Raw genomic sequence first — 25,275 nt, 5'->3', positions numbered from 1 at the left:
GGAGCGCGCCATGTCAGCGATCACCAGCGAAACGCAGCGCGGCGGCGATGCCAGGAACAAGACAATCATCCTGGCTGCGGTGTGCCTGGCCGGCTTGATGATGCCGCTCAGTTTTACCGGACCGGCCGTCGCCATGCCGGCCATTGCGCGCGACCTGCACGGCAGTCCGGTGGCGCTGGCCTGGGTGGTGAACGCCTTTGTGCTGGCGTTCGGCAGCTGCGTGATGGCGGCCGGCGCGCTGGCCGACCAGCTGGGACGCAAACGGATTTTCCGCGCCGGCGTGATCGGGTTCACGCTGCTGTCGCTGGTGACGGCGTTGGCTCCCAGCCTGTTGCTGCTCGACTTGCTGCGCGGCGCCCAAGGCGTTGCCGCGGCGCTCGCCATGGCCGGCGGCGCTGCCTCGCTGGCGCAGGAGTTCGAGGGACCGGCACGCACCCGGGCGTTCAGCCTGCTGGGCACGACCTTCGGCGTCGGGTTGGCGTTCGGCCCGATCTGGTCCGGTTTCCTGATCGAAGCGCTGGGCTGGCGCGCCATCTTTTTTACCGGTACGCTGATAGGCATGCTGGTGCTGGTGTTCGGCTTGCCGCGCATGCATGAAACGCGCGATCCGCATGCGCGCGGCATCGACTGGTGGGGTACCTTGAGTTTTACCGCAGCGTTATCCTTGCTGATCTTCGGCATCACGCTGGCGCCGCAATCGGGCTGGTCCAGCGCACCGGTGCTGGCGCTGCTGCTGAGCGCCGCAGCCTTGCTGATGGCGTTCGTCTGGATCGAATTGCGCCAGGAGCGGCCGATGCTGGATCTGTCGCTGTTCCTGTATCCGCGCTTCGTCGGCGTGCAGCTGCTGCCGCTGGCGACCGCGGTCTGCTTCGTGGTGCTGCTGATCGTGCTGCCGATCGGCTTCATCGGCGTCGAGGGTTACAGCGAAATCCAGGCCGGCTTGATGATGATCCCGCTATCGGCGCCGATGGCCATCGTGCCGTTCGTCGCCGGCATGCTGGCGCGCCATGTTTCGTCCGGGCTGCTGTCGGCGCTGGGCCTGGTGATCGCGGCACTGGGCCTGTCATGGCTGGCGACGATGCCGGTCGGGCAGCAGTCGATAGCGGTGATCTGGCCGATGCTGCTGATAGGCATCGGCACCGGCCTGCCCTGGGGCTTGATGGACGATCTTTCGATCAGCGTGGTGCCGAAAGAACGCGCCGGCATGGCCACCGGGATTTTCTCCACCATGCGCCTGGCAGGCGAAGCGATTGCGCTGGCGGCGGTCGGCGCCATGCTGATAGCCTTGATGCAATCGGGCCTGCAGCGGCAAGGCACAATAGCCGATACAGCCATTACCGCCATCGCCAACGACATGGCAGCCGGCAATTTCAGCCATGCAGCAACGCTGGCCGCGCATGCCGACCATGCATTGCTGACAACGATATATGCCGATGCTTTCCATGCCACGCTGTTTGTCCTGGCCGGCCTGACGCTGCTGGCGGCGCTCATATCGTTTGCCATGCTGCGGCCCAGAACGGCTAGCCACAAGGTTACGTTGCCATGTGAAGCGGCTGAACTGTGAACCGGGGCAGCAAAATGTTGCACAGAGAGAACTATAATTTACTTGCAAGGAAGAGCGTCGCAACACGCTAAATGCTATGCTTGCGAACCTCCTTTTTCGCAACGGCACATCATGGCGACCACTCAATCCAGCCAATCGAAATTCGGCACAGTCCTGCGGGTTACCAGCGGTAACTTCATGGAGATGTTCGATTTCTTCCTGTTCGGCTTCTACGCGACCTACATCTCCAAGACCTTTTTCCCGGCCGGCGACGAATTTGCGTCGCTGATGCTGACCTTCATGACTTTCGGCGCAGGCTTCCTGATGCGTCCCCTGGGCGCCATCATCCTCGGCGCCTATGTCGACCGGGTCGGCCGCCGCAAGGGCCTGATCACCACCCTGGCGCTGATGGCGCTCGGCACCATGCTGATCGCCTTCGTGCCTGGCTACGCCAGCATCGGTTATGCGGCGCCACTGCTGGTGCTGACCGGCCGCCTGCTGCAAGGATTCTCGGCTGGGGTCGAACTGGGCGGCGTCTCGGTTTACCTGTCTGAAATGGCAACCCCGGGCAACAAGGGCTTTTACGTCAGCTGGCAGTCCGCCAGCCAGCAGGTGGCGATCATCGTCGCCGCGGCCCTCGGCTTCGGCCTGCAAGTGTGGCTGCAGCCGGCGCAAATCGCCGACTGGGGCTGGCGCATCCCGTTCTTTGTCGGCTGCATGATCGTGCCGGTGCTGTTCGTGATCCGCCGCTCGCTGCAGGAAACCGAAGAGTTCATGGCGCGCAAGCACAAACCCGCCATACGCGAGATCCTTCGCTCCATGGTAGACAACTGGGCCTGGTGGTGGCCGGCATGATGCTGGTGTCGATGACGACTGTTTCGTTTTACCTGATCACCGTCTACACACCGACTTTCGGCAAAAGCGTGCTCAAGCTGACTACCATCGACGCACTGGTGGTGACCTTCTGCGTCGGCATTTCGAATTTCATCTGGCTGCCGGTGATGGGCGCCCTGTCCGACCGCATCGGCCGCAAACCGCTGCTGCTGGTGTTCACCATCCTGACCATCCTCACCGCCTACCCGGCCCTGTCGTGGCTGGTGGCTGATCCGACTTTCCAGAAGATGCTGATGGTCGAGCTGTGGCTGTCTTTCCTGTATGCCAGCTACAACGGCGCGATGGTGGTGGCGCTAACCGAAGTCATGCCGGTTGAAGTGCGCACCGCCGGCTTTTCCCTGGCCTACAGCCTGGCGACCGCGATTTTCGGCGGCTTTACCCCGGCAGTTGCAACCGGCCTGATCGAATACACCGGTGACAAGGGCGCGCCTGGCATGTGGATGACTGCCGCGGCGATATGTGGCTTGTTTGCAACATTGTATTTGTATCGCAAAAACGGCAACCAGACCCCTGCCGCTGTCAAAAATTAAGGCCGCCTTGGGCGGATGCCATGTTCGCCCAGGATAAATACCAAAGAGACAATACTTCAGAATAGCCGCCAATTGTCCCCAAGGCACTGATTTCATTCATTTTTTCCAGTCTGCTGCTGGATTTATTGTATAATCTGCGGTTTTCCACCCCCGGCAAGTGATCGACAATCGGGTCAAGAAGCAAGACGACCGACGAAGTGATTGATTGGCTACCACACAATTGAGGCAATTATGAAAGACGGCATTCACCCAAATTACCGCGAAGTCCTGTTCCACGACGTTTCGAACGATTTCAAGTTCGTCACCCGTTCGACTATCCAGACTCGCGAAAACATCACTCACGAAGGTAAAGAATATCCTTTGGTGAAGATTGAAGTTTCGTCGGAATCGCATCCGTTCTACACCGGTCAACACAAAATCGTCGACACCGCTGGCCGCGTTGACAAGTTCCGCAAGAAATTCGGCGCTGTCGGTTCCAAGACTTCGATCGCAAATACTTAATTCGATCGCTTGTTCAAAAAGGCAGCTGCGGCTGCCTTTTTTTGTTTATCGAGACAGGCAGCCAGGCAAAAATCGACACTGTCTGCTGCGCTGCAGCTAACTCTTCAAGAAATCGTAAATAAGTGTATGTCTTGTTGAGATCATCAAGAACAAAAACTACGCTCAGTAATAGCGCAGTAACCCGCTATCCGGCACAATACCCAGCAATTCAACATTGATCAGACGCCATTGTGATGAAGCCCGTCCGCCTTCCCGCCTCCGCCACCAGCGCACTGCCACGCTGGGGCCTGTGGGCGCTGGGATTGCTATACATACTGCCCGGCCTGATCGGTCGCGATCCCTGGAAAAATGAAGACGCCTCCAGCTTCGGCATCGCCTGGACCATGGCCCACGGCAGCATCGCCGACTGGCTGATGCCGAATATCGTCGGCTTGCCGATGCCCGGCGAAAGTCCTCTGACTTACTGGATCGGCGCCGTTTTCATCAAGCTGTTCGGCTGGTTGCTGGGCGATCCGCTGGCAGGCCGCCTGCCGGCCGTGGGCTTCTTCCTGGTCGGCTCGCTGTCGGTCTGGTACGCCACCTACCTGCTGGGACGCCGCACCGAAGCACAGCCGCTGCGCCTGGCTTTCGGCGGCCAGCCCGAACCCCAGGATTTCGGCCGCACCCTGGCCGACGGCGCCTTCCTGATTTATCTCGGCTGCCTCGGCTTGCTGCTGCCGAGCCACGAACCTACCGCCAAAAGCCTGCAGGTCGCATTGGTCGCTTTTTCAATCTACGTTGCAGTGCGCCTGTTCGAAGCACGCAGCCTGCGCAGCGCAGCCCTGCTCGGCCTCAGCTTCGGCCTGCTGATCCTGAGCCGCGGCTGGCTGCTGCCGCTAGCCTTGCTGTGCGGTTTGCTGAGCCTGGCCCTGATACGGGAAAAAGCCATCGTCCGCGATTTGCTGGCAGTGACCTTGCCGGTCGCCCTGTTGGTCGCAGCCGCCTGGCTGATCACCAGCTGGGCGCTGTTGCCGGGCGCGCTGAACCGCCTGGTCGCCTGGGAAAATTACAACCTGCAGCAGCTAAGCTGGCCGACCTGGACCGCACTATCGTATTACCTTAAATACGGCATCTGGTTCGCCTGGCCGGCATGGCCGTTCGCCGGCTGGGCAGTGTATGCCTGGCGCCAGCAGCGCTCGACCTTGCATATCGCCTTGCCGCTGGCGTTTTTTATCAGCCTGACGATCATACTGCTGCTCAATCCGCATCCGGAAGAAGGCATCCTGCTGCCGCTGCTGCCGCCGCTGGTGATCCTGGCTGCGTTCGGCTTGCCGACCATGAAACGCGGCGCCATCAATGCCGTGGACTGGTTCTCGGTGATGACCCTGACCGCTTGCGCGGCATTTATCTGGCTGGCCTGGATCGCCAAGGAAAGCGGCTGGCCGGCGCAGATCGCCAAGAATGTCTACAAGCTGGCGCCCGGCTTTAAACCGGAATTCAACCTGATCGCGCTGGCGATCGCCCTGCTCGGTTCGGTGTTCTGGATCCTGCTGGTGAACTGGCGCTTGTCGCGCCGGCCGGCGGTGCTGTGGCGCGCGGTGGTGCTGTCTTCAGGCGGCGTGATCCTGTGCTGGCTGCTGCTCACCACCTTGTGGCTGCCATGGATCAACTACAGCAAGAGCTACGCTGGCGTGGCCGCCCAGATCGACGAACACCTGCCGGCCGTCAAGCAATGCGTGGATACCAACGTCGGCCCGGCGCAGCGCGCATCGTTCGCCTATTTCGGCGACATCCCGTTCGGCGAATACGGCCAGCCGCATTGCGATTTCCTGCTGTACCAGGACAATATCTCGGTCAAGTCGGACGATGCGATCTGGCGTGAGTTCAAGGGCAACTGGAAACTGCTATGGACCGGCCGCCGGCCGTCGGACCGCGATGAGCGGTTCCGCCTGTACCAGCGGGTCAGCAACTAGCTCCTGCCCGGCAGCAGGTCATCCGCAGGGAAAATTGATTGATGCAACTATTGATCGGACCGCAGAAACCAGTCATAATAGCGGACGCGTTGCCGAGATGGCGGAATAGGTAGACGCACGGGACTCAAAATCCCGCGCTGGAGACAGCGTGCCGGTTCGATTCCGGCTCTCGGCACCAACAGACATAAGGCTTCCAGAAATGGAGGCCTTTTTGTTTTGCATCAACAATATCGTCAAAATTGGTGGCGTACGCCCACCATGATGCTTGTACGCGACTTGATGAAATCGGTCACGGCGCCGCTGGCATCCTTGGTCGTTGGAAACGCATAAACGTCAAACACATTACTGGCATAACCCGCATCGACCTTGCTGTAATCAGCCTGCAGGTAGACATTGGTACGTTTCGACAATTTGTAGTTGAACATGCCCACCACGGTACGTTTGCTGCCGTCCTGCTCACGCTGGCGATCGTAATAGAAGCCCCCGTACAGCTCTACCGCCGGCGTCGCCGCATAGGAAGCGCCGGTTGCCCAGACATCGTTCTTTTGCGGCGTCAGGTCGCTGCGGTGGTTCAGGTAACTGAGAAACAGTTTCAACGCGCCGATCGGATAATAACCGCCGGCGGTCCATACCTTGTGATCGGCCACGCCCTGGGCGTCATGGGTCTGCTGGTAGGCGGCGCTGACGGCGGCCTGTCCGAACTCATAAGCGAGGCTGCCGCCCAGCTTGTTGCCGTTGCGGTTGCTGCCTGCCTGTTCGCCGAAACCGTACATCAGCGAACCCGACACCGGCCCTACCTTGTACTGGTAAAACAGCGAATTGTCCCAACGGTTGCCGCCGGTGTAATTGTCGTAGATGAAGCCTGATTCATAGACATTGGCCCAGCCGAAAGGCTCATTGGCAAACTCGACGTTATACACCGGGCTGTAATGGCGCCCGGCGGTCAGCGTTCCCAGCTTACCCGACAAGCCGACCCAGGCCTGGCGGCCGAACAGGCGACCGCTTTGCGCGGCTTTGCCGGTATCCGGCTCGAAGCCGTTCTCCAGCGTAAAGACCGCCTTCATTCCGCCACCCAGGTCCTCGCTGCCCTTCACGCCCCAGCGGCTGCCGCTGGCGCCGCCGGAAGTCAGTTCAAGCAATTTATCGCCGGCGATGTTCTGGTTGGTGCTGTAACGGATGGCAGTATCGATACGGCCATAAAAGATGACCGACGACTGGGCGCAGGTTGTCTGGCTGGCCAGGGCGGCAACACAGCCGCCTAACAGGAAGCGTAGTTTCATGTGGTCTCCGGGATGGACTTATTGAATGGCGTCGGGGGTGACGACGATCCAGTTCTTGTCAGCCGTCACCGGCAGACCGAGCTCTTTCTGGCGCGCGGCATTCTGCTGCTGCATGCCGTTCAGCTGCTGCATGTATTTGTCCTTGCGGTTGACCCAGACCCTTACCCCGCCCTTCTCGACATCGGTCTTGTGAAACAGCATCGGACCGTCGCTGACCGGCGTATCGCCGGCCACCAGGATCGGACGTTTCCATTCATCGATATAGGTGCTGATCGCCGCCGGCTTGCCCTGGAACCAGGTGAGCGGCGCCCACAAGGCGGGAGTCAGCTCGTAATCGAGCAGCGCATCGGGTCGGTATTTTCCTTCGGTCACCAGCTTGCGCACCGTGGTCACTTCAGCCGTCTTGCGATTCTTCAGCAGCATGCTGACACCGATCACATTCTGCGGCTTGACGTTGTAACCGTATTTGGGATCGGCCAGCAGCATGCGCGCCAGGTCCTCGCTGGCGGCGCTTATCACGTAGACTTCAATGCCGCTCTGCATCAAGGCCTGGTACAGCTCGCGCATGCCGGTAAACAGCTGGGGCGCTTTCACCTCGGAGGATTTGATCCCGGCGCCTTCGTAATACCTAACAGATATCGGTTTGCCGTACGCCATCAGCTGGTCGACTTGCATCTTCAGCTCGCGCAATGTGAAGCCGGCAAACACCTGCGCCACCCACGGATAGCAAACCTGGTCGTCGATCTCGCACAGGCGCTGGTAGTAGCTGTAGAGGCTTTCCTTGAACTGTGGCGTGTCCTTGAATGGAATCAGCCTGAGCGACGCCGGCAGCTTGTTCCGGGTTAACAAGCCTTTCATTTCCATGAAAGGCAGCAGCGATTCTTCCAGGTCGTAACGATAACTGGTGTTGTCCATATCGAACACGGCGAACGCACCCTGGTTGGCGTTAGCGGCAATGACTGTCTTGAGTTTCTCAGCCGCCGCCGCGGGCCAGTGATCCAGTACGATTTCCGCCTGAGCGCAGCAGGACGCCGCGCAAAGTATAAGCCCGGCCCACCATGTTCTTGCCTTGTTGTTCGCCATACCATTCCCCCTCAAATGATCTGCATTCGTGTCCGTAGACGTACCGGAGTCGGCAAGGCATTGTGGGATTGATGATTTGGCGCGGATTGTAGGCAGGCGACGTGAAATATGCAGCGCGCGACAAAACCGTGCGCCTGATGGGAGAAGAGCGAGGCGCCGGACAAAAAAAATCGGGATGCGCAATATGCGCATCCCGACATGTCTTCTGCCAGGCGCCAGAAGCAACCGCCTGGCGCTAGCCCCCTGCTGTGGCTGCGTTACTTCTTGCCGCTCTTGGGATCACTGTAATTGACGTTATCCAGTACGGTCTGCTGGGCTTCCAGCGTGCGGATACGGTTCTGCAAACCACGCAATTCGCTGCGCGCCGCTTGCTGCTTGTTGCTCAGCAGCTGTGCCTGCTGGCGTGCCTGGTCCTGCTGGACGCTGACGTTCTGCTCTTGCTGCTGTTGCACCACCAGATCGTTCTGCAAGGCATTGAGGCGGGTTTCCTGGGCTGCAATCAGCTGCTCGGTGTAGCTTTTCTCCGCTTCCAGCTTGATGCGGCGGATATCGACCTCAGCCAGCTTTTCGGTCTGGCCGACAAAACTCTTGTAAATCTGCTCGGCTTGCCCATCCGACTGGGTTTTTACGACGCGCCAGAAATTCTTTTGCTGGAACAGGGCGACATAATAAGTACGGCTCTCCGGCTTGAACAGCAGGCTGGCGCCGTAATTGCCGTTGTAGGTAGTGCGCATCTCGCTGATGCTTTGGCTCTGCATCAATTGCTGCAATTCGCTGATGGTGCTGTTGGCCGCAGGCTGAGGGGCAGTGGGCGGAGTAGGAGAAACGGCGGTCGGCGCGGAACTGGCGGGCGCCGGCTGCGCCAAGGCGTTGACCGACAAACCGGCAATGAGCATTCCCAGTCCTAAACCGCACACTGCGCGGACTGCATTGCGTACATTTACATTCATCCCCTGATTCCCTTCGCTAACATTAATTTAGTCGATCTTAGACAGCATGTCGGCAATTTTATCTGCAATCCTGTTGTTACTGGGCATTGTTTTTACCTAAACCACTATCGTTGTCAATTTATCACATCTATTCGTGTGCTTATTGTGTGATTACTCAGCCTCGCCCACCGCCTCCGTATCCGCAATCTGGAACTTGCGCATTTTTTCCCACAGCACTTTACGGCTGATGCCCAGCGCATGCGCGGTATCCTGGCGCCGCCAGCCGTTGGCGTCCAGCACCGAGAGAATCCGGCTGCGCTCGGCCAGGTCCCATTTCTTGCGTACCGCGGTCAGGTCGCTGCCTTCGTTGACCCGTTCCATGGTGCCCAGCTTGTCGAATACCCGGTCGATGCGGACACGGTCCCAGACGCCCAGCTGGCGGTAGATGATGCCGACCCGCTCCGCCACGTTGCGCAGCTCGCGCACGTTGCCGGCAAACTTGGCTGCAGCCACCAGCTCCAGCAGCCAGTCCGGCGGTTGCGGGATCTGCTCGTAGGTCTGCGCCAGCAAGGTGCTGAAAATCGCTATCTTGTCGACCCTGCCGCGCTCTTCCAGGTTTGGCACGCGCAGTTCGATCACCGCCAGCCGGTAATACAGGTCGGCGCGAAACATGTCTTGCTGCACCTGTTCGCGCAGATTGCGGTTGGTCGCCGCCACCAGCCGGAAATCCAGCTTGACCTCGGTTTGCGAACCGAGCCGGGTGACGGTGCTCTGTTCCAGCACGCGCAATAGCTTGACCTGCTGGTACAAGGGCAAGTCGCCGATTTCATCAAGAAACAAGGTGCCGCCGTCGGCCTGCTCGAAATAGCCCTTGTGCGCCAGCAAGGCGCCGGTGAACGCGCCTTTGGCATGGCCGAAAAACAGCGACTCGAACAAGCCGTCCGGAATGGCGCCGCAGTTGACGGCGACAAACGGTCCATGGCGGTAACGGCCGTGGCGCTGATGCAAGAGCTGGGCGATGCGTTCCTTGCCGACGCCGGTCTCGCCGATGATCAGCACGCTCGACTCACAATCGGCAAAGGCCTCAGCCTCGGCCACCAAGGCCTGCATGCTCTCCGACTGCGCAATCAGCGGCTGCGGCGCGCGATCGGCGCCGGTGCTGGCATGCAGCTCGGAAGCCAGGCGGAACACCAGCTTGCGCAATTCGGCGCAGGTAAAGTCAAGCATCAGGATGTGCGAGTACTCGACCGGATACACACGCGGATTGGCGGCACGCCCCACTTCGGCCACCCAGATCACCGGCATGCCGTGCGATTTCTGCCAGGCGTCGGCGGAAAACTCGGCCTGCTCGATCACCGTCACCGAAATCACCGCCAGCGACGGCCGCGACGCTACCTGGTCGCGCGTCACCGCCATGCCGTCGGCACGGATCACCTCGATATCGAAACTCGCCAGGCATTGCGAAATCCGGTCGGCAATATCGGACTTGCCTTCCCATACGTAGATATCGAGACTTTCTTGCAAAGGTTTGTTTTGCATGATCAACTCTTTCAGTCACCTTCGCGCAAGGCTGGTTGGATCGTTGCCGCCGGTGTGCCCTTAGCTGCGAGCAAATCGCGGATTTCAACCAGCCGTTCGTAAATATTAAATGCCAGGATCAGAAGCTCGCTGAACAAGCGCCAGATCAGCAGGGAAAACAGCAAGGCTGCCAAGGTAAGCAGCATCCTTCCTATGCCATCTACGGTGTTAACCAAGCTGGTCGCACCGGCAATCAGGATCACCACAATGCCGATCCAATAAATCAGCTTGATCAGAACCGGTGCTATCAATCGTTCAAATCCAAAAAAATAAGACAGCTTTGCCAATCGTTGATGGGTGTTCGTCATATCGAATGTATTTTGTATATTCATCTAGCTAATAAACCAGCTTGACGCTGGTGCCGCCGCAATTCAAATCAAGCAAACTGACATCGACCAGGCCTAGCTGGATGCCAAGCAAACCGTTGAGCAAGTTTGCTACGACACCCCCCAGTGCATCCAGGATGGGTTGCAGTAGAGTGACCAGAAGGCCAACCAGGGTCAGGAGGACATTGGTGATTGCTCCCGCGCCACCGCCCTGGCTTCCGGAAAGACTGCCCGCTACGCAAGCCTGTGAATTGTGTCCGATCAAGCCGCACGCTCCGATCAATCCACCCAATATATTCCCCAATGTAGTAAGCAGTCCGCCCACCAAGCTTCCTACGCTATTCAATACATTCAGCAGATTCAACGTTAATACGCCGCTCAGCAGACTCTGAACCGTCGCTCCCAAACCGTTAACGAAAGTTTGCAAATTCCCCGCAACCGTCTGTGTATAGCTAAGAACCGTGCTTGAGTTATTGCCCATGTTAGAAAGAAGGCCGCTCGCCAGATTATTGTTGGTCACTCCTCCTTGTCCCTGACCCAGGAGGTTGCCGGCCAAGGCACCCGTCAACGCCGAAAACAAATTCGATACGGTTGTCCCAATCGGTAAACTATTGCTGCCTGTAGTAAGCGTCTGTCCTTTGTACAAGGACAGACTGCTGTTATTCTGCAATCCATCAATAGCAATTGCTTTGTTCACTTTCAGCACCCCGTTGAGAAGATTGACCATAGGCCAATCCGTCAGGTTCTTCTTGCAAGCACCGTTGGTTGAAAAAACCGTACTGCCGTCGACAGCGCCATTTATACTGCCAGCGCAAAGGCTGAGTACCGGCGCCTGCACATCAATCTTGGCCAGGTCGCGGCCGCTGCTGTCTTTTTTTGTGCACATCTCGCTTATCGTACCGAGTCCGTTGACGACATCGACGATGATTGGCAGATCAAGCTTAAGCAGTCCCAGGTTTAACAAATTGCTTTGGATATGCAGATACAATCGCACCTGCGAAGTAAAGGCAGTGGTGCCGATGCCGCCAATGCCAATCGAAGGCGGCTCCACTATGCCAACCTGCGTCGTCACAGTTGCGACGCCGGGTAAAGCGACATTCAAGTTTACCGATCCAAAACGGTGGCTGTTGGCCACCCCTATCACCGTATTCAACACATTCAAGGCGTTCAGATTTGCATCCAGCGCGGATTGTCCGTCCGCCACATTAACCAGCGTAAACAAGCCGCCTTGTCCGCTGGCGTCAGACAACAGCGGTATCAATACATTGAGCTGGCCCACTGTCAGCCCTCCAAGCGCACTGATCAGGTCCTGCTGACCGCCTACGGTGGTAATCGCTCCCAACAGCGCCTGTAAAGTGCACATGCCGTTACTGCATCCGGCAGTATTCAACTGCAATATCTGTTTCACCGTTCCGATATCGGCATGCAACGGAATTTCAAATCCAAGAGCCTTCAGCAAACCGTTTGGCGTGACAGATACGTTAGCCAGCCCGTTGTATGACACCAGAGATGTACCATTCAGATTTAGCCCGATTGCCGACAGCAGGCCGGGTACCAACCCGCCGTTGAGCTGCAATAGTTGCGATCCGACTGAAAATGCTGCGTAAGGATCGCTGGTTGAAGCAATCGCCTGAGCATTAAGAGTATGCGTGCCCAATCCAAAAAAAATCGGCACTTTCTGCGCCATCACAATCCTTACTGCGTTCAAGCGTGTTCCTGCAGCGGGCGCCGAAAAATAATTCGGCTTCATAGCCGCGTTGGCAATCGGATCCCATCGGCCGCAAGTAACATTGATGGAATTTCCCATCGGATTAGGGGCAACAATTGAAAAACCGTTCATCTGTGCATTGCCTATGGCGGCCAATACAGGCCCGTCCGTCGCCGCGCATGCCGTAGGCACCGGATTTCCGGTTAACGGCACGCTGACCAGCTGCTGGGCACCTGCCAGCGCCGCCAGGTCAGCCGATTTTTGCAAATCCCGTTTCATGTAAAACATGTAGCCGATATCAATCGACGACAACAAAATAACCATAATAGACAAGAAAATCGCTGCCATCACTGCAATCGAACCACGCTGGCAGACGGCCTCACACCGTTTCTGGCGTGAGACCGAGACTTGATCAGCACTGGTGTTTTGATGTGAGATCATGATAGTTGGCACCGATTTGATATCGTTGTCCTCATTCAAAAATGTTCAGTTTGAGGGACTCTTTGTTACTTTGATTTCATAAAATTCCGGCAATGGATGCCTGAAGCTATCCAGGTAACGTTGCCAACTGGCGTCGGCTGTCGCCCCCAGCATCGGCAAGCGAGGACCGGCGACACGACCATCGGCTTGCGCCTGCAATAAGATGTGCGTGACGTCACCGACGCGTACTCTTGTTTCCCGCGCCGCCGGCGCTGCGGGCTCTGCTGTCTGCACAGGCGCGGCAGCGGCTGCGGGGGAGGTGGCGGATGCACTGACGGCCGCAGGTTGAGCGGCCGGCGTCGGCGGGTTTGCCGTGGCCGCCACAGGCCCCTGCAACAGCTTTCCGGTAAGCGGAGAATTGGTCTGTGCAAACGCTTCAGGAATCCCGGCTGTCGCCAGTAACGCGGAGCCGATAAACAGAACGTATTGACCGAGGATTCCTTGCGCTTTCATTATCGACCCCTTGAGCAAAAATTAGATTGCATGGCGTTCAGCTGCCGTTGCCAAACCGATCCAGCATAGACTGGAATGGCGTCGCAGGCGGTGATGCCGGATTTGCATTTTTACCGGCGTTTTTACTGGCATTAACAGCGGATTCGCTGCCGATTTTTTTTGCACCGCCAGCATGTTCCTGAACCGCGACCACCACCGGCTGCTGCTGACCGATTTCTGCGGCCAAGCGATATACAGTGGCGCGACTGTCCACAGACAAGCTACCCTTGTCCATGACTGCGCGCGCCTTCTCAGCTTCACCTGAAACCAATAACAGAAGCGCCAGATTGCCTATCATCTTCCGATTGTCCGGAGCCAATTCGGCGGCCTGCGCTAGCGGCATTCTGGCGGCGGCTATATCGCCGCTACGCAGCATCGCATAGCCCAGATCGCTCAACATCACGGGATTGGTCGGCTCACGCTTTACCGCTTCCCGCAACGAAGTAACGGCAGCCTTATAGTCGCCGTTTTGCGCCGTCAGCAGGCCCAGGCCATGCCAGGCAGCGCTCGCTTCGGAAGAGCTCAGCAATTTGCGGTAAGCCGCATCTGCCGCAGCACCCTGCCGGGTTTCGCGCAAAGCGTCAGCACGCAGACGCTGGACTTCCGGGGTGCTGCCATTTTGCTGTTCGTAGGCATCGATATGCGCCAGTGATGCGAAATACATGCCCTGCTCCTGCATTTGCCGGATCAAACCGAGATACATACCTTTGTTGTCCGGAGTCGGCGCTTTTTCGCCGGCTTCCTGGCGCAATTGTGCAGCTTCGTTCTGCTGCGCATACACCTTTGCAGAATTGGTGGAGCAGCCGGCCAGCAGCGCTGAAACCAGTACGATGGAGAATGGAAAAAAACGGGTGGGCAGAGCCTGTTGCCTGGCTCCGCCTTGTGTGTTTTCCTGTATCAGGAAAGATTTCATATATTTGCTCCCATTTTCGAGAGTGCCCGGATCACTGCCAGAAAGCCCATGCCGCCGGTAATAACCAGCAACCCAGGCAGCAGGGTCAGCACCATGACGCCGGTCATCTTCACCGTCAGTTTCCCCACCCTCTCCTTCATATCCAGCTTGCGTTGCTCACGGATCCGTTCGCTGAACTGCTTGAGCGGTTCCTGCACTGCGCCACCGTGATGCTCTACCTGCACCAGCAAGCGCGATACCGCGTGCAAATCCTCATTGTCGAACACCGTCGAAAAGCGCCGCATCGATTGCTCCCTGCTTCGCCCTGTGCTGTATTGGCGGCCGGCGATCGCCAGCTCCTCTCCCAATACCTTAAGCACATTGCTGAATTCGTTTTCAATGACATGCAGGCTCTGGTCAACCGATAAACCTACGCCCTGCAACAAGCGCAGCAAATCTATCAACAACGGCAACTCTTCCGCAGCCGAACGCTGGCGCTTGATTGCAACTCGCTGCATTACCCATTTCGGCAACATATATCCCAGTGCAATGCCAAAGAATAGAATCAACAGCACCGATAACCATCCTTCGCGCGCAAACAACAATAGGCCCAACACGGAAAAACCGATCGCCAGCACTATTCGAGCCACGAAAAACAGCGATTTTCCGCGCAAATCATTGACGCCGCATTGATCCAGCAAATGCCTGTCTTCTTCCGCTACAAACTGACGCCCCACTGGCGTATCAATCCAATTTGCACTAAGCGCCATCAGACGATCGCGCCAGCCCGGCGTCTGTATATCGGGCGCAGCCGAGGGCCTGTCGTGCGCCGCAATCTTTTGCTCAACCGTGGCCAGATTACGCTTAAGCCTCCACGCTCTTGCCAGCAACGCCGCCCCCACCAGCAACAAGGCCGCAGCCATCAGCAGGATCGCCAGGATAATCAGCGTATGTTGTGTTGTATTCACCCTATTTCCGCCTCATCTAATACTCAGCATCCACCGTGCCATCAGACCGACTTGGCCAGTCGGAATAGACCGTAACCGCCCAACAACTCGAGCACGAGTGCGCCAATCAACATCTTTTTCCCAATCGGGTCATGCCACATATTGACAAACATATTGTTGTTAAAAATGATCAGGAACATGCCAATAGCGACCGGCAAGAGACCCATGATCCAGGCCGACAATCGAATCTCCGCCGACAAGGCGACCAATTCATTTTGTGCATGCTCCAGGTCTCGCATGAATGCAGCCATGCGTTCCAAGACCAGATCGGAGCGTCCGCCAAAGCGTGAAGAAACCCCGATTACGGCGGCTACCAGATCAAGTTCCTTAAATCGAAAAATCCCTGCCTGGTGGCGCAAGGCATGTTCCAAATCGACACCGGCTTGCACTTGCCGGTTGGCCCGATCCAGTACTACCCGCAACGGCCCCTCGGCGCCGGCGATGCCAGTTTGAAATGCTGCACCTATGCTGTTGCCGATAGTGACCAGGCGTACCAAGGTATCCAGGAATCCCGGTAGTTGCCGCACCATGGTGCGTTGCAATTTCGAACTTCTCAACCAAAAATAAAAAACCAGCACCATGGCATATAACATCAGCGTTCCCAACGCCGACAGCCATCCGCCCAATATCAGAGCCAGCAGAGGTAAACCGATGGCAGGCACCAGGAGTTGGACATACAGCCTGCTGCTGGGATGTTCGATCCCTGCGCGCAAGAAAAAATGGCGTAAAGCTTCTATCTGCAACTGCAGTTGCGGTGGCCGTTCGCCCCCATCCTGGGGCTGCATCTGCGTTGCTTGCATCCCCTCAATCTGCCGATTCACGAATGCAGCACTGACATCCTGCTGCGAACGCTGCTGTGCGCGCTGCCACAGCCATAGGCCGGTTCCAGTCAACAGCAGTGCAACCGCAAGCAGCCAAAGAGCGATAGGCATGATTAGCGTTTTCCCTGTTGGCTACCCGTTGCGCTATGGCCAGGGCCACCGGTATTCGGACTGCCGGTGCTTTGCTGCCCCAGTTGGCGTTGGCGTTGCAGTTTGGGTGCATGTGGGAAGATGCCCAGCGATATCCAGCGATCGGCTTCTTCGCCATCTGGCCCGATAAAACTTTCATGCCGATACAGTTCCTGCAGGGTGATGATGTTGTCGCCCATGCCGGTGACTTCGGTAATCGAGACGATGCGGCGGCGACCATTGGAAAGCCGGCCGATCTGCACGATGAAATCGAGGGCGCCGGCGATCTGCCGCCTGAGGCTGCTTTCGCTGCCCTGGAAACCGGCAAACCCAGCCAGCATTTCAATCCGGTACAAACATTCGCGCGGCGTATTGGCGTGGATCGTGCCCATCGAGCCGTCATGGCCGGTATTCATGGCTTGCAGCATTTCCAGTACTTCGGCGCCGCGCACCTCGCCGACAATAATCCGGTCCGGCCGCATCCGCAGGCTGTTGCGGATCAGGTCGCGGATACTGACTGCGCCGCTGCCTTCGAAGCCGCCCAGGCGCGATTCCAGGCGCACCACGTGCGGATGGTTGAGCGACAGTTCGGCGGTGTCTTCCACTGTCACTACACGTTCATTCTCCGGGATGAAAAATGCCAGCGCATTCAACAAGGAAGTTTTACCGGAACTGGTGCCGCCCGAGACCAGGATATTGCAACGGGCCTTGACCGCGTTATCCAGCAGCGAATAGATCTCCTCATTCATGGTGCCGAGATTGAGCAGGTCGGTAGGCTTCAGCGGCTCCTTGCGGAATTTCCGGATCGACACCATCGGTCCGTCTACCGACAGCGGTTCGATCACCACGTTGAGCCGGCCGCCGTCCGGCAAGCGCGCATCGACCATTGGATTCGATTCATCCAGCCGGCGTCCCAGCGGCGCCAGGATACGCCTGACGATGCGCAGCAGATGGGCATTGTCGGTAAAGCGCAGTGTTTCGCGCTGCAATATGCCATGGCGCGAAACAAACACGTCGTTATAGCCGTTGATCAGGATATCTTCGACCGTCATGTCGGCCAGCAGATCTTCCAGCGGCCCCAGGCCCGCCAGTTCCTTGGTCAATGCATCGGCAATCTGCCGCACTTCTGCTTCATTCAAAGGGATGCGCTGCAGGCGGACAAAACCGTCGACGTCCAGATTGACGAATTGCTGGATCGCGCTGCGCGACCAGCGGCCGAACTCCGCTCCCAGTTCTTCAATCCGCGTCAGCAGATGATCGTAGGCCGCCGTCTTGATATCCTGGAATTCCTGGGTGTTCGTAAACGCTTGATCGTCGTCGGCAAATTCAATCTGGTTACTCACGTTCGTTTCTCCCGTCTTTCATCAGGGGCCGCTTTCCTTCCTGCTTTTTTGAACAGGTTCTGAGATAGCGGCGCGAATTGCATTTGCATTACGCTTGAATCGGCTTACTTACTTTCGCAATAGAATTTTCGGTAACCAGCGCCCCACGCCGTGTTTATGCGACACCGTCTCGCCATGGCTGAGCAAGCCGTCGATCAAAGCTTCCACAGCCCGGACATAAGTATCGTGCGGGGCAACTTCATGCAACAGCTTGCCGCGATTGGCGCTTGAGGTCAGTTTCAGCGTCCGTTCGGGCAAAGTCGCCAGCAAGGGCAATTTGAAACGCTCGGCAATCTGGCTTGCCGCCATGCCGAAGCGGTCGTCGTAACGGTTCACCACCAGATGGCGCTTGCCATCGTCGGGATGACGGCCATTCAGTTCCTGCAAGGTGCCCGCCAGGGAGACCAGGGCGCCGACGCTCTGGTCAGTCACCAGCCATACCTGGTCGGCAGCGCCGGTCAGGTTGGCGATGAATTCATGATTGGTAAAACCGCCGAGATCGGCGATCAGCACGTCAAAGTACAAGCGCAGGCGATCGAGCAAAGCCAGCGCATCGTGGTGCGACACCGTGCGCATCTCGCTCAGGCTGTGCGGCAGGGAAATCACGGTAACGCCGCCGGGACTGCACGGCAGCGCCGTATGTACCAGGGTTTCGTCAAAACGGCGCAGGTTGCGCACGGCTTCGGCGAAATCGAAATTGCCGTTGGCGCTCAGGTACAGCTTGCCATCGCCGGCAGGAAGGCCGAGATCGAGTAACGCCACTCGGCTGTCAGTGGCGTTGCGCTTGCCGCCGTGGCTGGTATTGCGTTGCTGGATCATGTCCGCCAGATGCGCTGCCAGCGTACTTGTGCCGATACCCGAACGCACTCCGAGCAAAGTAACCAACTGACCGCGCTTGACCTGCGTCGGAGCCCGTGCCGCGGCCTTTGCCAGCACCCGTTGCACCACGTCGCGCGCTTCGTCTTCGGAAGCGCTGACATCGATGAAATCGCTGACCCCGGCGCGCAATGCCGCAATCGTCCCCTCGGGAAACGCCATCGAACCGACCGCTACCAAAGGTAAATTCGGCAATATCTTACTCAAAGAGCGCGCCAATTCCGTTGCATGCGCGGTGGTGCCTAAAGAATCAAGTGACAGGACGCCAGATTGATCGCTTACTTGCTCTATACCGGAAAAATCCAGCAGCACCAACAAAGGATTGAGCTCCACTATGCGTGACAGCAAATCCGCTACATCGGCTTTTTCCTGCAACAGCGTGCCCCATTTGCCAAGGGCAGCACCCAGCCATTCTGCTTGCGTGCTATTACGCGAGCAGAAGACGAAACGGCTGAGTGCCGTCAGTTCATTCAATGCCTTGTTGCGAGCGTTCATCATTTGTTCCAAAAATTTGTCGCTTATTTCGAAAATCCCGGCAACTCGTCCCTGCTTGCTCCTCCGAGCAAATAACTTCCCCAAGCGGTACCGGCAGTATTACGACGCTCCTGGTTCTCGCCTGGTAAAGGCAATGGCACATTTTTTGCGATAGGCTGGACTACATGTGGCGTGACGATAATCACCAATTCCTTGTCGTCCTGGGTATAACTGAGATTACGAAAGAAGCTGCCGATAATTGGCAAGTCACCGAGCAATGGCACTTTATTAACGTTGGATTTGGTAGTGCGGGAGACCAGGCCGCCAATGATGAAGCTCTCTCCGTCACCCAGCTCGACCGTGGTATCGGCACGGCGGGTAGTAATCGCCGGGATCGGCGAGGTGCCAGTGCCACCGAGATTGATGGCATTTGCGTAGTCGATGTCGCTGGCCTCCGGCGCAACTTTCAAGGCAATTCTTCCTTTGGCCAGGATTGTCGGCGACACTGTCAAACCGATGCCGAAAGGTTTGTAGACAATAGTAGTGGTTCCTAGACCCCCTGACTGGGGAATAGGCAGCTCTCCCCCAGCGAGGAAACTCGCGCTCTGCCCGGAAAGTGCCGTCAGGGACGGCTCTGCCAATACACGCGCCAAGCCATTGCCTTCAATCAGGCGTAAATTGCTGCTCAAACTGTAACTGCCGCGACTGAATTTGGTCAGTAAACCGACAGCTGACGATACAGTCGACAAACCTCCGTTGGACGCAAGATTACTGCCCAGATTAAAACTGAAATTGCCACGATTCAGGGCCGCCCCGAAATCAAAGCCTATTTCTTTCAATACCGTTTTACTGAATTCGACAATCTTGACATCGATCTGTACTACGTTGCCGCTATCGATGGTCGAAATGTCGAGCACTTTTCCTTTGCCTGCTGCGTCGGCTGCAGCGGCACTGCTTTTTGTGTGGTCCAATAACGATGGCGCCTGTCCGCTGATGACACTTGCAGCACCACGAACCTGTACTTGAGCTCCTCCCTGTCCTGCTATCGCTGCCTGCAAGTCGCCCTGCACCGTCACTCTCCAGGTGTTGGCAGGCATTCCTCTGGCCCAGGCAGTCACGGTAGTGAAACCGGCTTTTTTTCCTACCAGGATCACACTGCCACTCTTGCCGCCGGAACCACGCACCATCAGCACATCAGCCACTTCCGGATCGGCCACGGCGATACGTTCTAGCGTGCCGGCAACCGGCAGGCTTTGCTGTTCACGCATACCGAGTGTGATGTCTGCAGTGGCGGCCAGTGAAAATACCGGAATTGCGCTTCCACTCAATAGCAATGGCAGAATTAGGTCGTGAATTTTCATGAGTTGCGGTCAATCCTGTTATTGATATAAACCCGTCATTGAAAAACATCCTGGCGTCAGAAAGCCACCGACTCTCGTTGCGTTCCTCGAATCACCTCTACTGTCCCGGAAGTATTGGCGCCGCGCGCGCGCGGCGCAGCCGATGGCACAGCAGCGTTATTGAAAGACTTACGGCTCAACGCTGACTTCGAGTCACCCGCCAATCCACTCATCTCCATTCCGGCAAAGGCCTGGTTATCGGGTTGCTTCATAGCTTGCTGCTGATCGCGTGTCAGGTCCTTTTTCCCGATGAGTATGGCTGCCGGCGGCGGGAACAGCGCCTGATCTGGCATTGCTGCATCGCTAGGATTGCGCAACGCCAGCGTCAACTTGCCGTTCTGGGTTGCCAGCAGTAGCCGATTGACATCAGCAACCGGTGTCGCCAGCACCGCCGTGCGAGCGACCTGGGCTTGCGGCGCCGATTGCGCTTGCTGACTCGATTGCGAAGTCTGCTGATTCGGCATTTCTCCTGCGCTGCCGCCACCGGTAGCAGTGCCGATCACCGCGGCGCCATATGATAGAACCTGCAAACGCGACATGAGCAAACGCGACTGCGTTTTTTCTATCTCCTGGCCTTGCTTGAGTGTGAAAAACACGTCCACATAGTCGCCCGCCTGGACACGATTTCCAGCTCCCACAATTTCATCCACAGGAATTGCAACCGCCCGTTCACCATCCGCCAATTTCACTGCGAGGCCGCTCGCCAAACCGCTTTCGGTAATCGGAGTACCCGCACCTATATCAATCAAGGGAATTTTCCCAACTACCGAACTGGCCTGGCTATATGCGCCGGCGGGATTGATCGGTAAGGTCACCAGGCTGATGTCGTCGGTGCCGATCGCCTTGCCCGCAGCCAGTGCACGTGCTGCCACCAAAACCTCATACTGCTTGGAAGCCTTGGCTATTGCGACTGGCGCGGCCGAAATCGTCGGTGGGGGACGACTACCCAGCCACCAGGCTACAAATGCCAGGCCGAGAGCCGCTGCTACCAGTATTGCCGCAACAATTTTTGTCAGATTGTTCATAGCGTGTACTCGATGCCTATCCGAACCGGAAGAATGTTCAAAGTGGTTTCCATGTCAAAGACCAAACAGCAAGGACGTCAAATCTTCGGGGCGCCAAAGTATTACCCGGCATCACCCGTAAAATCGGGACAAGCGCAACAAGCACACCATTTCCAGCTCAATACAAAACCTTTTCAATCAATTTGTACCGTAGCCGAACTCCCTATCGTGGTGGGCACCATAACGTTCATTAATGGTCCCAGCAGCAGCGGTACCAATGGCTGAGCACGATATGGGTATATAACGTGAACTGTGATGCACTGTGCGGTGGTATTTAGGGGTAGGGCACAAGTGACCGGTCCGGTCGAAACGCAAGTGGCGTTGTTACCCAGCCAGTTAACCAGCTGCTTGGCGGTAGCGCAGCCATTCGGGCCGCGCTGCGCCTGGACGGGCGTGTAACGTAATGCACTACGTGCGCCTTCTTCTGCCGCAAGCGCCAGCGATTGCTGGGCGAGGAAAATCAAGACATAAGTAATAATTCCGTATAGCAGCAAGAAAAATACCGGGAAAACCAATGCAAATTCTATCGCTGCAACACCGCGTTGGGCTCTGCTTCTGACTCTCGCTCCCTTGACGGGATGAGTCGGATATTTATATTTGTTATACATCCCTGCTCCCGATCTTTACCACCGATATGATCAGTGTATTACCGGCGCGTATTACACCGACATGCGCGCTGACATGCATGAAGCAAATACGAATTCAAACAAAACCTGGTGCCAGGCCGGCGCCATGCATTCCCATCCATGCTCCAGCCAAAGCCAGATATGCCGCATAAGGAATGCCGGCACGGGTACCACGTTTCTCCAGCATCCGCCGATACAAAGACCAGCGCGTCACCCGCATTGCCGCCAGTTGCAAACCCGGTATGATTCCCAGCCGCGACGCGTAAACCAGCAGCGCATGAACAGCGGCGATCAGCGAAGCTATCAGGAAAACCAGCAGCAATACACCGGGCCCAAGCAGTAAACCTAGCACCGCAAAAAACTTAACGTCGCCTGCCGCCATCGCGCGTGCCGCATACAGCGGCACGAAAAAAGCCAAGCCAATGGCAAAACCGGAAAGAGCACTCAGCCAGCGTATCTCGTTTAACCCTTTTCCCAACAGCATGAAACAAGCCAATTGCAACCCCGCTGCAATCAGCAATACGCTGTTGGGTACGCGGCGAAACAAGCAATCGTACAAAAATATCGCGCTGCAAAATATCAGAAACGGTACAAGCAGCAAGGAATTCGTGTCCGGCATCTTCCATTCCGTCTAAATAAACACCAGGGAAAAACTGGAACATGCATGACACGCGATCGGCATACGCTTTTTTATGCTCCGATTGTTGCTGCTATATTTGTTATCTTCGTGCCGATATTGGTGAATATGGTTCCCAAACTGCCACCCAGCGCCGTAGCTCCGAGAATTATCGCCACCGCAACCAGGCCGGCAATCAGACCATATTCGATAGCGGTAACCCCATCTTCATCCCGAAGAAATTTCATTAATTTGGCGTTCATTGTGTTCTCCTGAAAAAGCACATACCTCATTAAAGCAGCAGCCTTTTTTGCGCAGCAATCGACGGCAAAACGACTCCACATTCAACCGTGAAAAACTCCCCTGAATTCGGACTACGCGGTATCAGCATAGCCCCGATTAAAAATTACCTCAAGATAAATTTTTCCTTTAAGAAACATATTATTAGAGACATTCCTCTAGTTGGCTCTTCATAGGAGAAATATGGGTTTACCTTGAAATAGCATTTTACATCGCGAAAAAAATAGTTACATCAAAGCAAGCAATAGTTACTTTTCGGCAAAACAAAATTTCAACTATCAACATGCATTTTCCATAGCTTTATTCATCACAAAAATGCAGACTGGTCTTACTACTTCTGCACATCGCCTGACATCACGGATGTGCACACGGACGACCGTTTTTAGCGGCAGATGCGCGATACTTCCTTAACGTTGGAGTCAGTACGGAGGTGCACAGAAAATCGTTCGGAGCCGACAAAAAAAACGGCAGTGGTATGCAATCCGAAAATCAATCCAGCCGAGACGGCGTGAGATTTAATCCAGCTGATACGAATAGCTCGCATTCACACGCGGCGATCTTGAGCTGGAATTGACAGGAACATCTGCTACCGGCTTCGCCAGCGACAGGTCCAGGGTGTAATAACGGCCATCTGAAAAGCGTACCCCCAGCGCAACAGAACCCAAGGTATCGTGGGTCAAAGGACCCGCATTCGAGTAGATACGCGAGTGATCGACCAGAAAATACGGCTGCACCGATTTCAGATAGGTATAACTCATCGGGAACAGACGATTGATTTCTGCCGATATGCCCCAGCCTTTGTCCCCTGCCAGTTCGCCAGCCGGATAAGCCAGGCCAAACAGCTTGCCGCCGAAGCCGATCTGCTCGGAGGTCGGCAGGATATTGCTGCTGTACTGGGTGCCGACCGCCACCGCCATGCCGAAGCCGCCTGGCAGCTGGTTCGATTGCGCTGCCTGCACTGTGACCCTGGTAAAACCCAAGTCGACATTGCTGTTCTCGCGTTTGGCGCCGAGCGCGTCTACGCCTTTATATATGCCGACATTCAGCTGGCGCGTCTGCTGCAATTTTTCCGGGCTCGTTTTGACATCCGTCCACGCCGCTTCTGCACTCAATACCCGAACCTGGGAACTGAGCTTGACCGTCATAGGCGTGGTTTCTACGGAGCGGGTGAAGACCTGTGTGTTTTCGGCCGCATAAACGCCGCCGGTAACGGTCAGGCTGTGCGTGTTATCAAGGATCACAGGATAACTGAGAGAGCCGCCGGCTCGTGCCGTTTTGGTCTGATAGCGATTCTGGAACTGGAGGTCTGTCAATGCCGAATTTTCCGGCTTGGCGCGGTAATCGGACCAGTTCAGGCGTCCCAACAAGCCGTCCGTGCCGATAGGCTGGACATAATTGATCGCATAATATTTTTCATCCTGCGGTCCGCTTGGCTGCAGTGTACTGACCGTCACCTGCTCGCCCAAGGGCGTCAAGCCGTTGGTGCTGGCAGTGAGCAAACCGCGGATGCCAGGCTGCCGGTAATCGGCGCCGACGCCGACTGTAATCGGCCGCCTCGTCACCGTCAACACCATGTCGGCGGCGCCGTCGGTGGTGGTCGGCGGCGCCACGTTGGCGACAATCTTGACGCCAGGCTGCAAACTGAGAATGCCGGCCACCCGTTCAAAAGTGGCGCGCCGCAACGGCCGCTCCTGCTGCAGCTGTTCAGCAACCTGTTTCAGGCGCTCTTCGCTGCCGCCGGGATTGCCTTCTACCTTGACATTCTTGACGTAGCCCTCGACCACCGTGACCACTACCACGTTACCTTCGAAACTCTGGGCGGGGATGAAGGCAAAGGAAAGCGGATAACCCTGGTCCTGATACATCTGCGTGACCTTGTTGGCCGCGGCCAGCAACTCGGCGACGGTGGTATCGCGGTTGGCCAGCGGCGCGAACAGCGCAGCTACCTGTTCGAACGGCAGGGTCTTGACGCCGGCGATCTGGAAACGCGATGGCGTCAGATGGCTGGCCAGCAGGTTTTGCAACGCAGGATCGACTGCCTGGGTCTGGATATTGATAGTCACCGGCGCGCTTGGCGGCGCCTCGGCCTTAGGCAGGGTGTCGACCGGGTTGCCTTGCACCGGACTGCGCGCATCGGCATGTGCCGGCAAAGGATACGACATGGTGAGCCAGGCGCCGCTGATCATGATTACCGCGGCGCGGCGGTAGCACTTCGATGTGGATAATTGCATGCGGCTACGGCTCTCGTTCGTTATCGGCGGCAAAACCAGTCTGTTAGTCGGGGCCTAAAATTCGGTGCCCTGAAGTCACTGTTAAATTACGGCAATAATTCATCTAGTGCAACTATTTTGTTGTTGCAGGCGTTGTCATTTCGCCTCTGCACAGTTTGACT

21 protein-coding genes, 1 tRNA gene and 1 pseudogene are annotated in these 25,275 nt (G+C 56.8%); 5 read left to right on the top strand and 18 right to left on the bottom strand.

The features are described from left to right. Window positions 1-10: 10 nt before the first annotated feature. The 5 genes and pseudogenes from CFter6_RS05380 (at window position 11) to CFter6_RS05360 (ending at window position 5,598) form a co-directional block, all read left to right on the top strand. Window positions 11-1,564 (top strand): MFS transporter, encoded by a 1,554-nt coding sequence (locus CFter6_RS05380; protein WP_082814613.1) that lies wholly within the window; start codon window positions 11-13, stop codon window positions 1,562-1,564. Between the two features lie 111 nt (window positions 1,565-1,675). Further along, a pseudogene (tcuC, locus tag CFter6_RS05375) lies at window positions 1,676-2,967 on the top strand (tricarballylate/proton symporter TcuC). Window positions 2,968-3,198: 231 nt separating this feature from the next. Further along, window positions 3,199-3,468, top strand: a complete 270-nt coding sequence (locus CFter6_RS05370; RefSeq protein WP_014004858.1) for a type B 50S ribosomal protein L31 — start codon at window positions 3,199-3,201, stop codon at window positions 3,466-3,468. Window positions 3,469-3,701: 233 nt separating this feature from the next. Beyond that, window positions 3,702-5,420 carry an ArnT family glycosyltransferase gene (locus tag CFter6_RS05365; protein WP_061539048.1) on the top strand — a complete coding sequence of 573 codons (1,719 nt, stop codon included), beginning with the start codon at window positions 3,702-3,704 and terminating at the stop codon, window positions 5,418-5,420. Window positions 5,421-5,511: 91 nt separating this feature from the next. Next, window positions 5,512-5,598 (top strand) — tRNA-Leu (locus CFter6_RS05360). A gap of 55 nt (window positions 5,599-5,653) precedes the next feature. Here the strand turns inward: CFter6_RS05360 and CFter6_RS05355 are convergent. The 18 genes from CFter6_RS05355 to CFter6_RS05275 form a co-directional block, all read right to left on the bottom strand. Next, on the bottom strand, window positions 5,654-6,700 hold the full coding sequence (locus tag CFter6_RS05355) for a porin (protein WP_061539047.1): 1,047 nt from the start codon (window positions 6,698-6,700) through the stop codon (window positions 5,654-5,656). Between the two features lie 18 nt (window positions 6,701-6,718). Then, window positions 6,719-7,783 carry an HAD family hydrolase gene (locus CFter6_RS05350; RefSeq protein WP_061539046.1) on the bottom strand — a complete coding sequence of 355 codons (1,065 nt, stop codon included), beginning with the start codon at window positions 7,781-7,783 and terminating at the stop codon, window positions 6,719-6,721. A gap of 257 nt (window positions 7,784-8,040) precedes the next feature. Then, window positions 8,041-8,733 carry a DUF2968 domain-containing protein gene (locus tag CFter6_RS05345; RefSeq protein WP_061539045.1) on the bottom strand — a complete coding sequence of 231 codons (693 nt, stop codon included), beginning with the start codon at window positions 8,731-8,733 and terminating at the stop codon, window positions 8,041-8,043. A gap of 150 nt (window positions 8,734-8,883) precedes the next feature. Next, entirely contained in the window at window positions 8,884-10,251 is a 1,368-nt protein-coding gene (locus CFter6_RS05340) for a sigma 54-interacting transcriptional regulator (RefSeq protein WP_061542221.1), read from the bottom strand. 11 nt (window positions 10,252-10,262) lie between these two features. Continuing rightward, window positions 10,263-10,598 carry a DUF4282 domain-containing protein gene (locus CFter6_RS05335; RefSeq protein WP_167351360.1) on the bottom strand — a complete coding sequence of 112 codons (336 nt, stop codon included), beginning with the start codon at window positions 10,596-10,598 and terminating at the stop codon, window positions 10,263-10,265. Between the two features lie 28 nt (window positions 10,599-10,626). Then, window positions 10,627-12,765 carry a pilus assembly protein TadG-related protein gene (locus tag CFter6_RS05330; RefSeq protein ID WP_150118642.1) on the bottom strand — a complete coding sequence of 713 codons (2,139 nt, stop codon included), beginning with the start codon at window positions 12,763-12,765 and terminating at the stop codon, window positions 10,627-10,629. A 45-nt stretch (window positions 12,766-12,810) separates the two neighbouring features. Beyond that, complete coding sequence (locus tag CFter6_RS05325; protein ID WP_082815004.1) at window positions 12,811-13,257, bottom strand: DUF3613 domain-containing protein; 447 nt, start codon at window positions 13,255-13,257, stop codon at window positions 12,811-12,813. Between the two features lie 37 nt (window positions 13,258-13,294). After that, entirely contained in the window at window positions 13,295-14,047 is a 753-nt protein-coding gene (locus CFter6_RS05320) for a tetratricopeptide repeat protein (protein WP_236904534.1), read from the bottom strand. Between the two features lie 158 nt (window positions 14,048-14,205). Continuing rightward, complete coding sequence (locus CFter6_RS05315; RefSeq protein ID WP_061539040.1) at window positions 14,206-15,156, bottom strand: type II secretion system F family protein; 951 nt, start codon at window positions 15,154-15,156, stop codon at window positions 14,206-14,208. A 41-nt stretch (window positions 15,157-15,197) separates the two neighbouring features. Beyond that, window positions 15,198-16,127, bottom strand: coding sequence for a type II secretion system F family protein (locus CFter6_RS05310; RefSeq protein ID WP_061539039.1), 930 nt, complete (start codon window positions 16,125-16,127; stop codon window positions 15,198-15,200). 2 nt (window positions 16,128-16,129) lie between these two features. After that, a complete protein-coding gene (locus tag CFter6_RS05305) occupies window positions 16,130-17,488 on the bottom strand; it encodes a TadA family conjugal transfer-associated ATPase (RefSeq protein WP_061539038.1) in 1,359 nt (452 codons plus the stop codon). 108 nt (window positions 17,489-17,596) lie between these two features. Then, complete coding sequence (locus CFter6_RS05300) at window positions 17,597-18,901, bottom strand: CpaE/TadZ family protein (RefSeq protein WP_150118641.1); 1,305 nt, start codon at window positions 18,899-18,901, stop codon at window positions 17,597-17,599. Between the two features lie 20 nt (window positions 18,902-18,921). After that, on the bottom strand, window positions 18,922-20,238 hold the full coding sequence (locus tag CFter6_RS05295; protein WP_061539036.1) for a type II and III secretion system protein family protein: 1,317 nt from the start codon (window positions 20,236-20,238) through the stop codon (window positions 18,922-18,924). 56 nt (window positions 20,239-20,294) lie between these two features. Next, window positions 20,295-21,302, bottom strand: coding sequence for a Flp pilus assembly protein CpaB (cpaB, locus tag CFter6_RS05290; RefSeq protein WP_082814611.1), 1,008 nt, complete (start codon window positions 21,300-21,302; stop codon window positions 20,295-20,297). A gap of 173 nt (window positions 21,303-21,475) precedes the next feature. Next, window positions 21,476-21,949 carry a TadE/TadG family type IV pilus assembly protein gene (locus CFter6_RS24915; protein ID WP_082814610.1) on the bottom strand — a complete coding sequence of 158 codons (474 nt, stop codon included), beginning with the start codon at window positions 21,947-21,949 and terminating at the stop codon, window positions 21,476-21,478. Window positions 21,950-22,043: 94 nt separating this feature from the next. Next, on the bottom strand, window positions 22,044-22,586 hold the full coding sequence (locus CFter6_RS05285; protein WP_082814609.1) for a prepilin peptidase: 543 nt from the start codon (window positions 22,584-22,586) through the stop codon (window positions 22,044-22,046). A gap of 71 nt (window positions 22,587-22,657) precedes the next feature. Then, complete coding sequence (locus CFter6_RS05280; RefSeq protein ID WP_061542220.1) at window positions 22,658-22,846, bottom strand: Flp family type IVb pilin; 189 nt, start codon at window positions 22,844-22,846, stop codon at window positions 22,658-22,660. 552 nt (window positions 22,847-23,398) lie between these two features. After that, on the bottom strand, window positions 23,399-25,114 hold the full coding sequence (locus tag CFter6_RS05275; protein WP_417924787.1) for a ShlB/FhaC/HecB family hemolysin secretion/activation protein: 1,716 nt from the start codon (window positions 25,112-25,114) through the stop codon (window positions 23,399-23,401). Between the last annotated feature and the right edge of the window lie 161 nt (window positions 25,115-25,275).

The organism is Collimonas fungivorans (genome assembly GCF_001584145.1).
Classification (GTDB): Bacteria; Pseudomonadota; Gammaproteobacteria; order Burkholderiales; family Burkholderiaceae_D; genus Collimonas; species Collimonas fungivorans.
Note: the sequence above shows the minus strand (reverse complement) of the source record. Positions and strands in the feature narration are given on the sequence as shown.

Bases quoted from the DNA above. Each gene is read 5' to 3' on its own strand.
- CFter6_RS05355 (WP_061539047.1), bottom strand. From the start codon at position 6,700: ATGAAACTACGCTTCCTGTTAGGCGGCTGTGTTGCCGCCCTGGCCAGC.
- CFter6_RS05340 (WP_061542221.1), bottom strand. From the start codon at position 10,251: ATGCAAAACAAACCTTTGCAAGAAAGTCTCGATATCTACGTATGGGAA.
- CFter6_RS05365 (WP_061539048.1), top strand. From the start codon at position 3,702: ATGAAGCCCGTCCGCCTTCCCGCCTCCGCCACCAGCGCACTGCCACGC.
- CFter6_RS05295 (WP_061539036.1), bottom strand. From the start codon at position 20,238: ATGAAAATTCACGACCTAATTCTGCCATTGCTATTGAGTGGAAGCGCA.
- CFter6_RS05345 (WP_061539045.1), bottom strand. From the start codon at position 8,733: ATGAATGTAAATGTACGCAATGCAGTCCGCGCAGTGTGCGGTTTAGGA.
- CFter6_RS05350 (WP_061539046.1), bottom strand. From the start codon at position 7,783: ATGGCGAACAACAAGGCAAGAACATGGTGGGCCGGGCTTATACTTTGC.
- CFter6_RS24915 (WP_082814610.1), bottom strand. From the start codon at position 21,949: ATGTATAACAAATATAAATATCCGACTCATCCCGTCAAGGGAGCGAGA.
- CFter6_RS05330 (WP_150118642.1), bottom strand. From the start codon at position 12,765: ATGATCTCACATCAAAACACCAGTGCTGATCAAGTCTCGGTCTCACGC.
- CFter6_RS05285 (WP_082814609.1), bottom strand. From the start codon at position 22,586: ATGCCGGACACGAATTCCTTGCTGCTTGTACCGTTTCTGATATTTTGC.
- CFter6_RS05335 (WP_167351360.1), bottom strand. From the start codon at position 10,598: ATGACGAACACCCATCAACGATTGGCAAAGCTGTCTTATTTTTTTGGA.
- CFter6_RS05325 (WP_082815004.1), bottom strand. From the start codon at position 13,257: ATGAAAGCGCAAGGAATCCTCGGTCAATACGTTCTGTTTATCGGCTCC.
- CFter6_RS05275 (WP_417924787.1), bottom strand. From the start codon at position 25,114: ATGCAATTATCCACATCGAAGTGCTACCGCCGCGCCGCGGTAATCATG.
- CFter6_RS05300 (WP_150118641.1), bottom strand. From the start codon at position 18,901: ATGATGAACGCTCGCAACAAGGCATTGAATGAACTGACGGCACTCAGC.
- CFter6_RS05310 (WP_061539039.1), bottom strand. From the start codon at position 16,127: ATGCCTATCGCTCTTTGGCTGCTTGCGGTTGCACTGCTGTTGACTGGA.
- CFter6_RS05370 (WP_014004858.1), top strand. From the start codon at position 3,199: ATGAAAGACGGCATTCACCCAAATTACCGCGAAGTCCTGTTCCACGAC.
- cpaB (WP_082814611.1), bottom strand. From the start codon at position 21,302: ATGAACAATCTGACAAAAATTGTTGCGGCAATACTGGTAGCAGCGGCT.
- CFter6_RS05380 (WP_082814613.1), top strand. From the start codon at position 11: ATGTCAGCGATCACCAGCGAAACGCAGCGCGGCGGCGATGCCAGGAAC.
- CFter6_RS05280 (WP_061542220.1), bottom strand. From the start codon at position 22,846: ATGAACGCCAAATTAATGAAATTTCTTCGGGATGAAGATGGGGTTACC.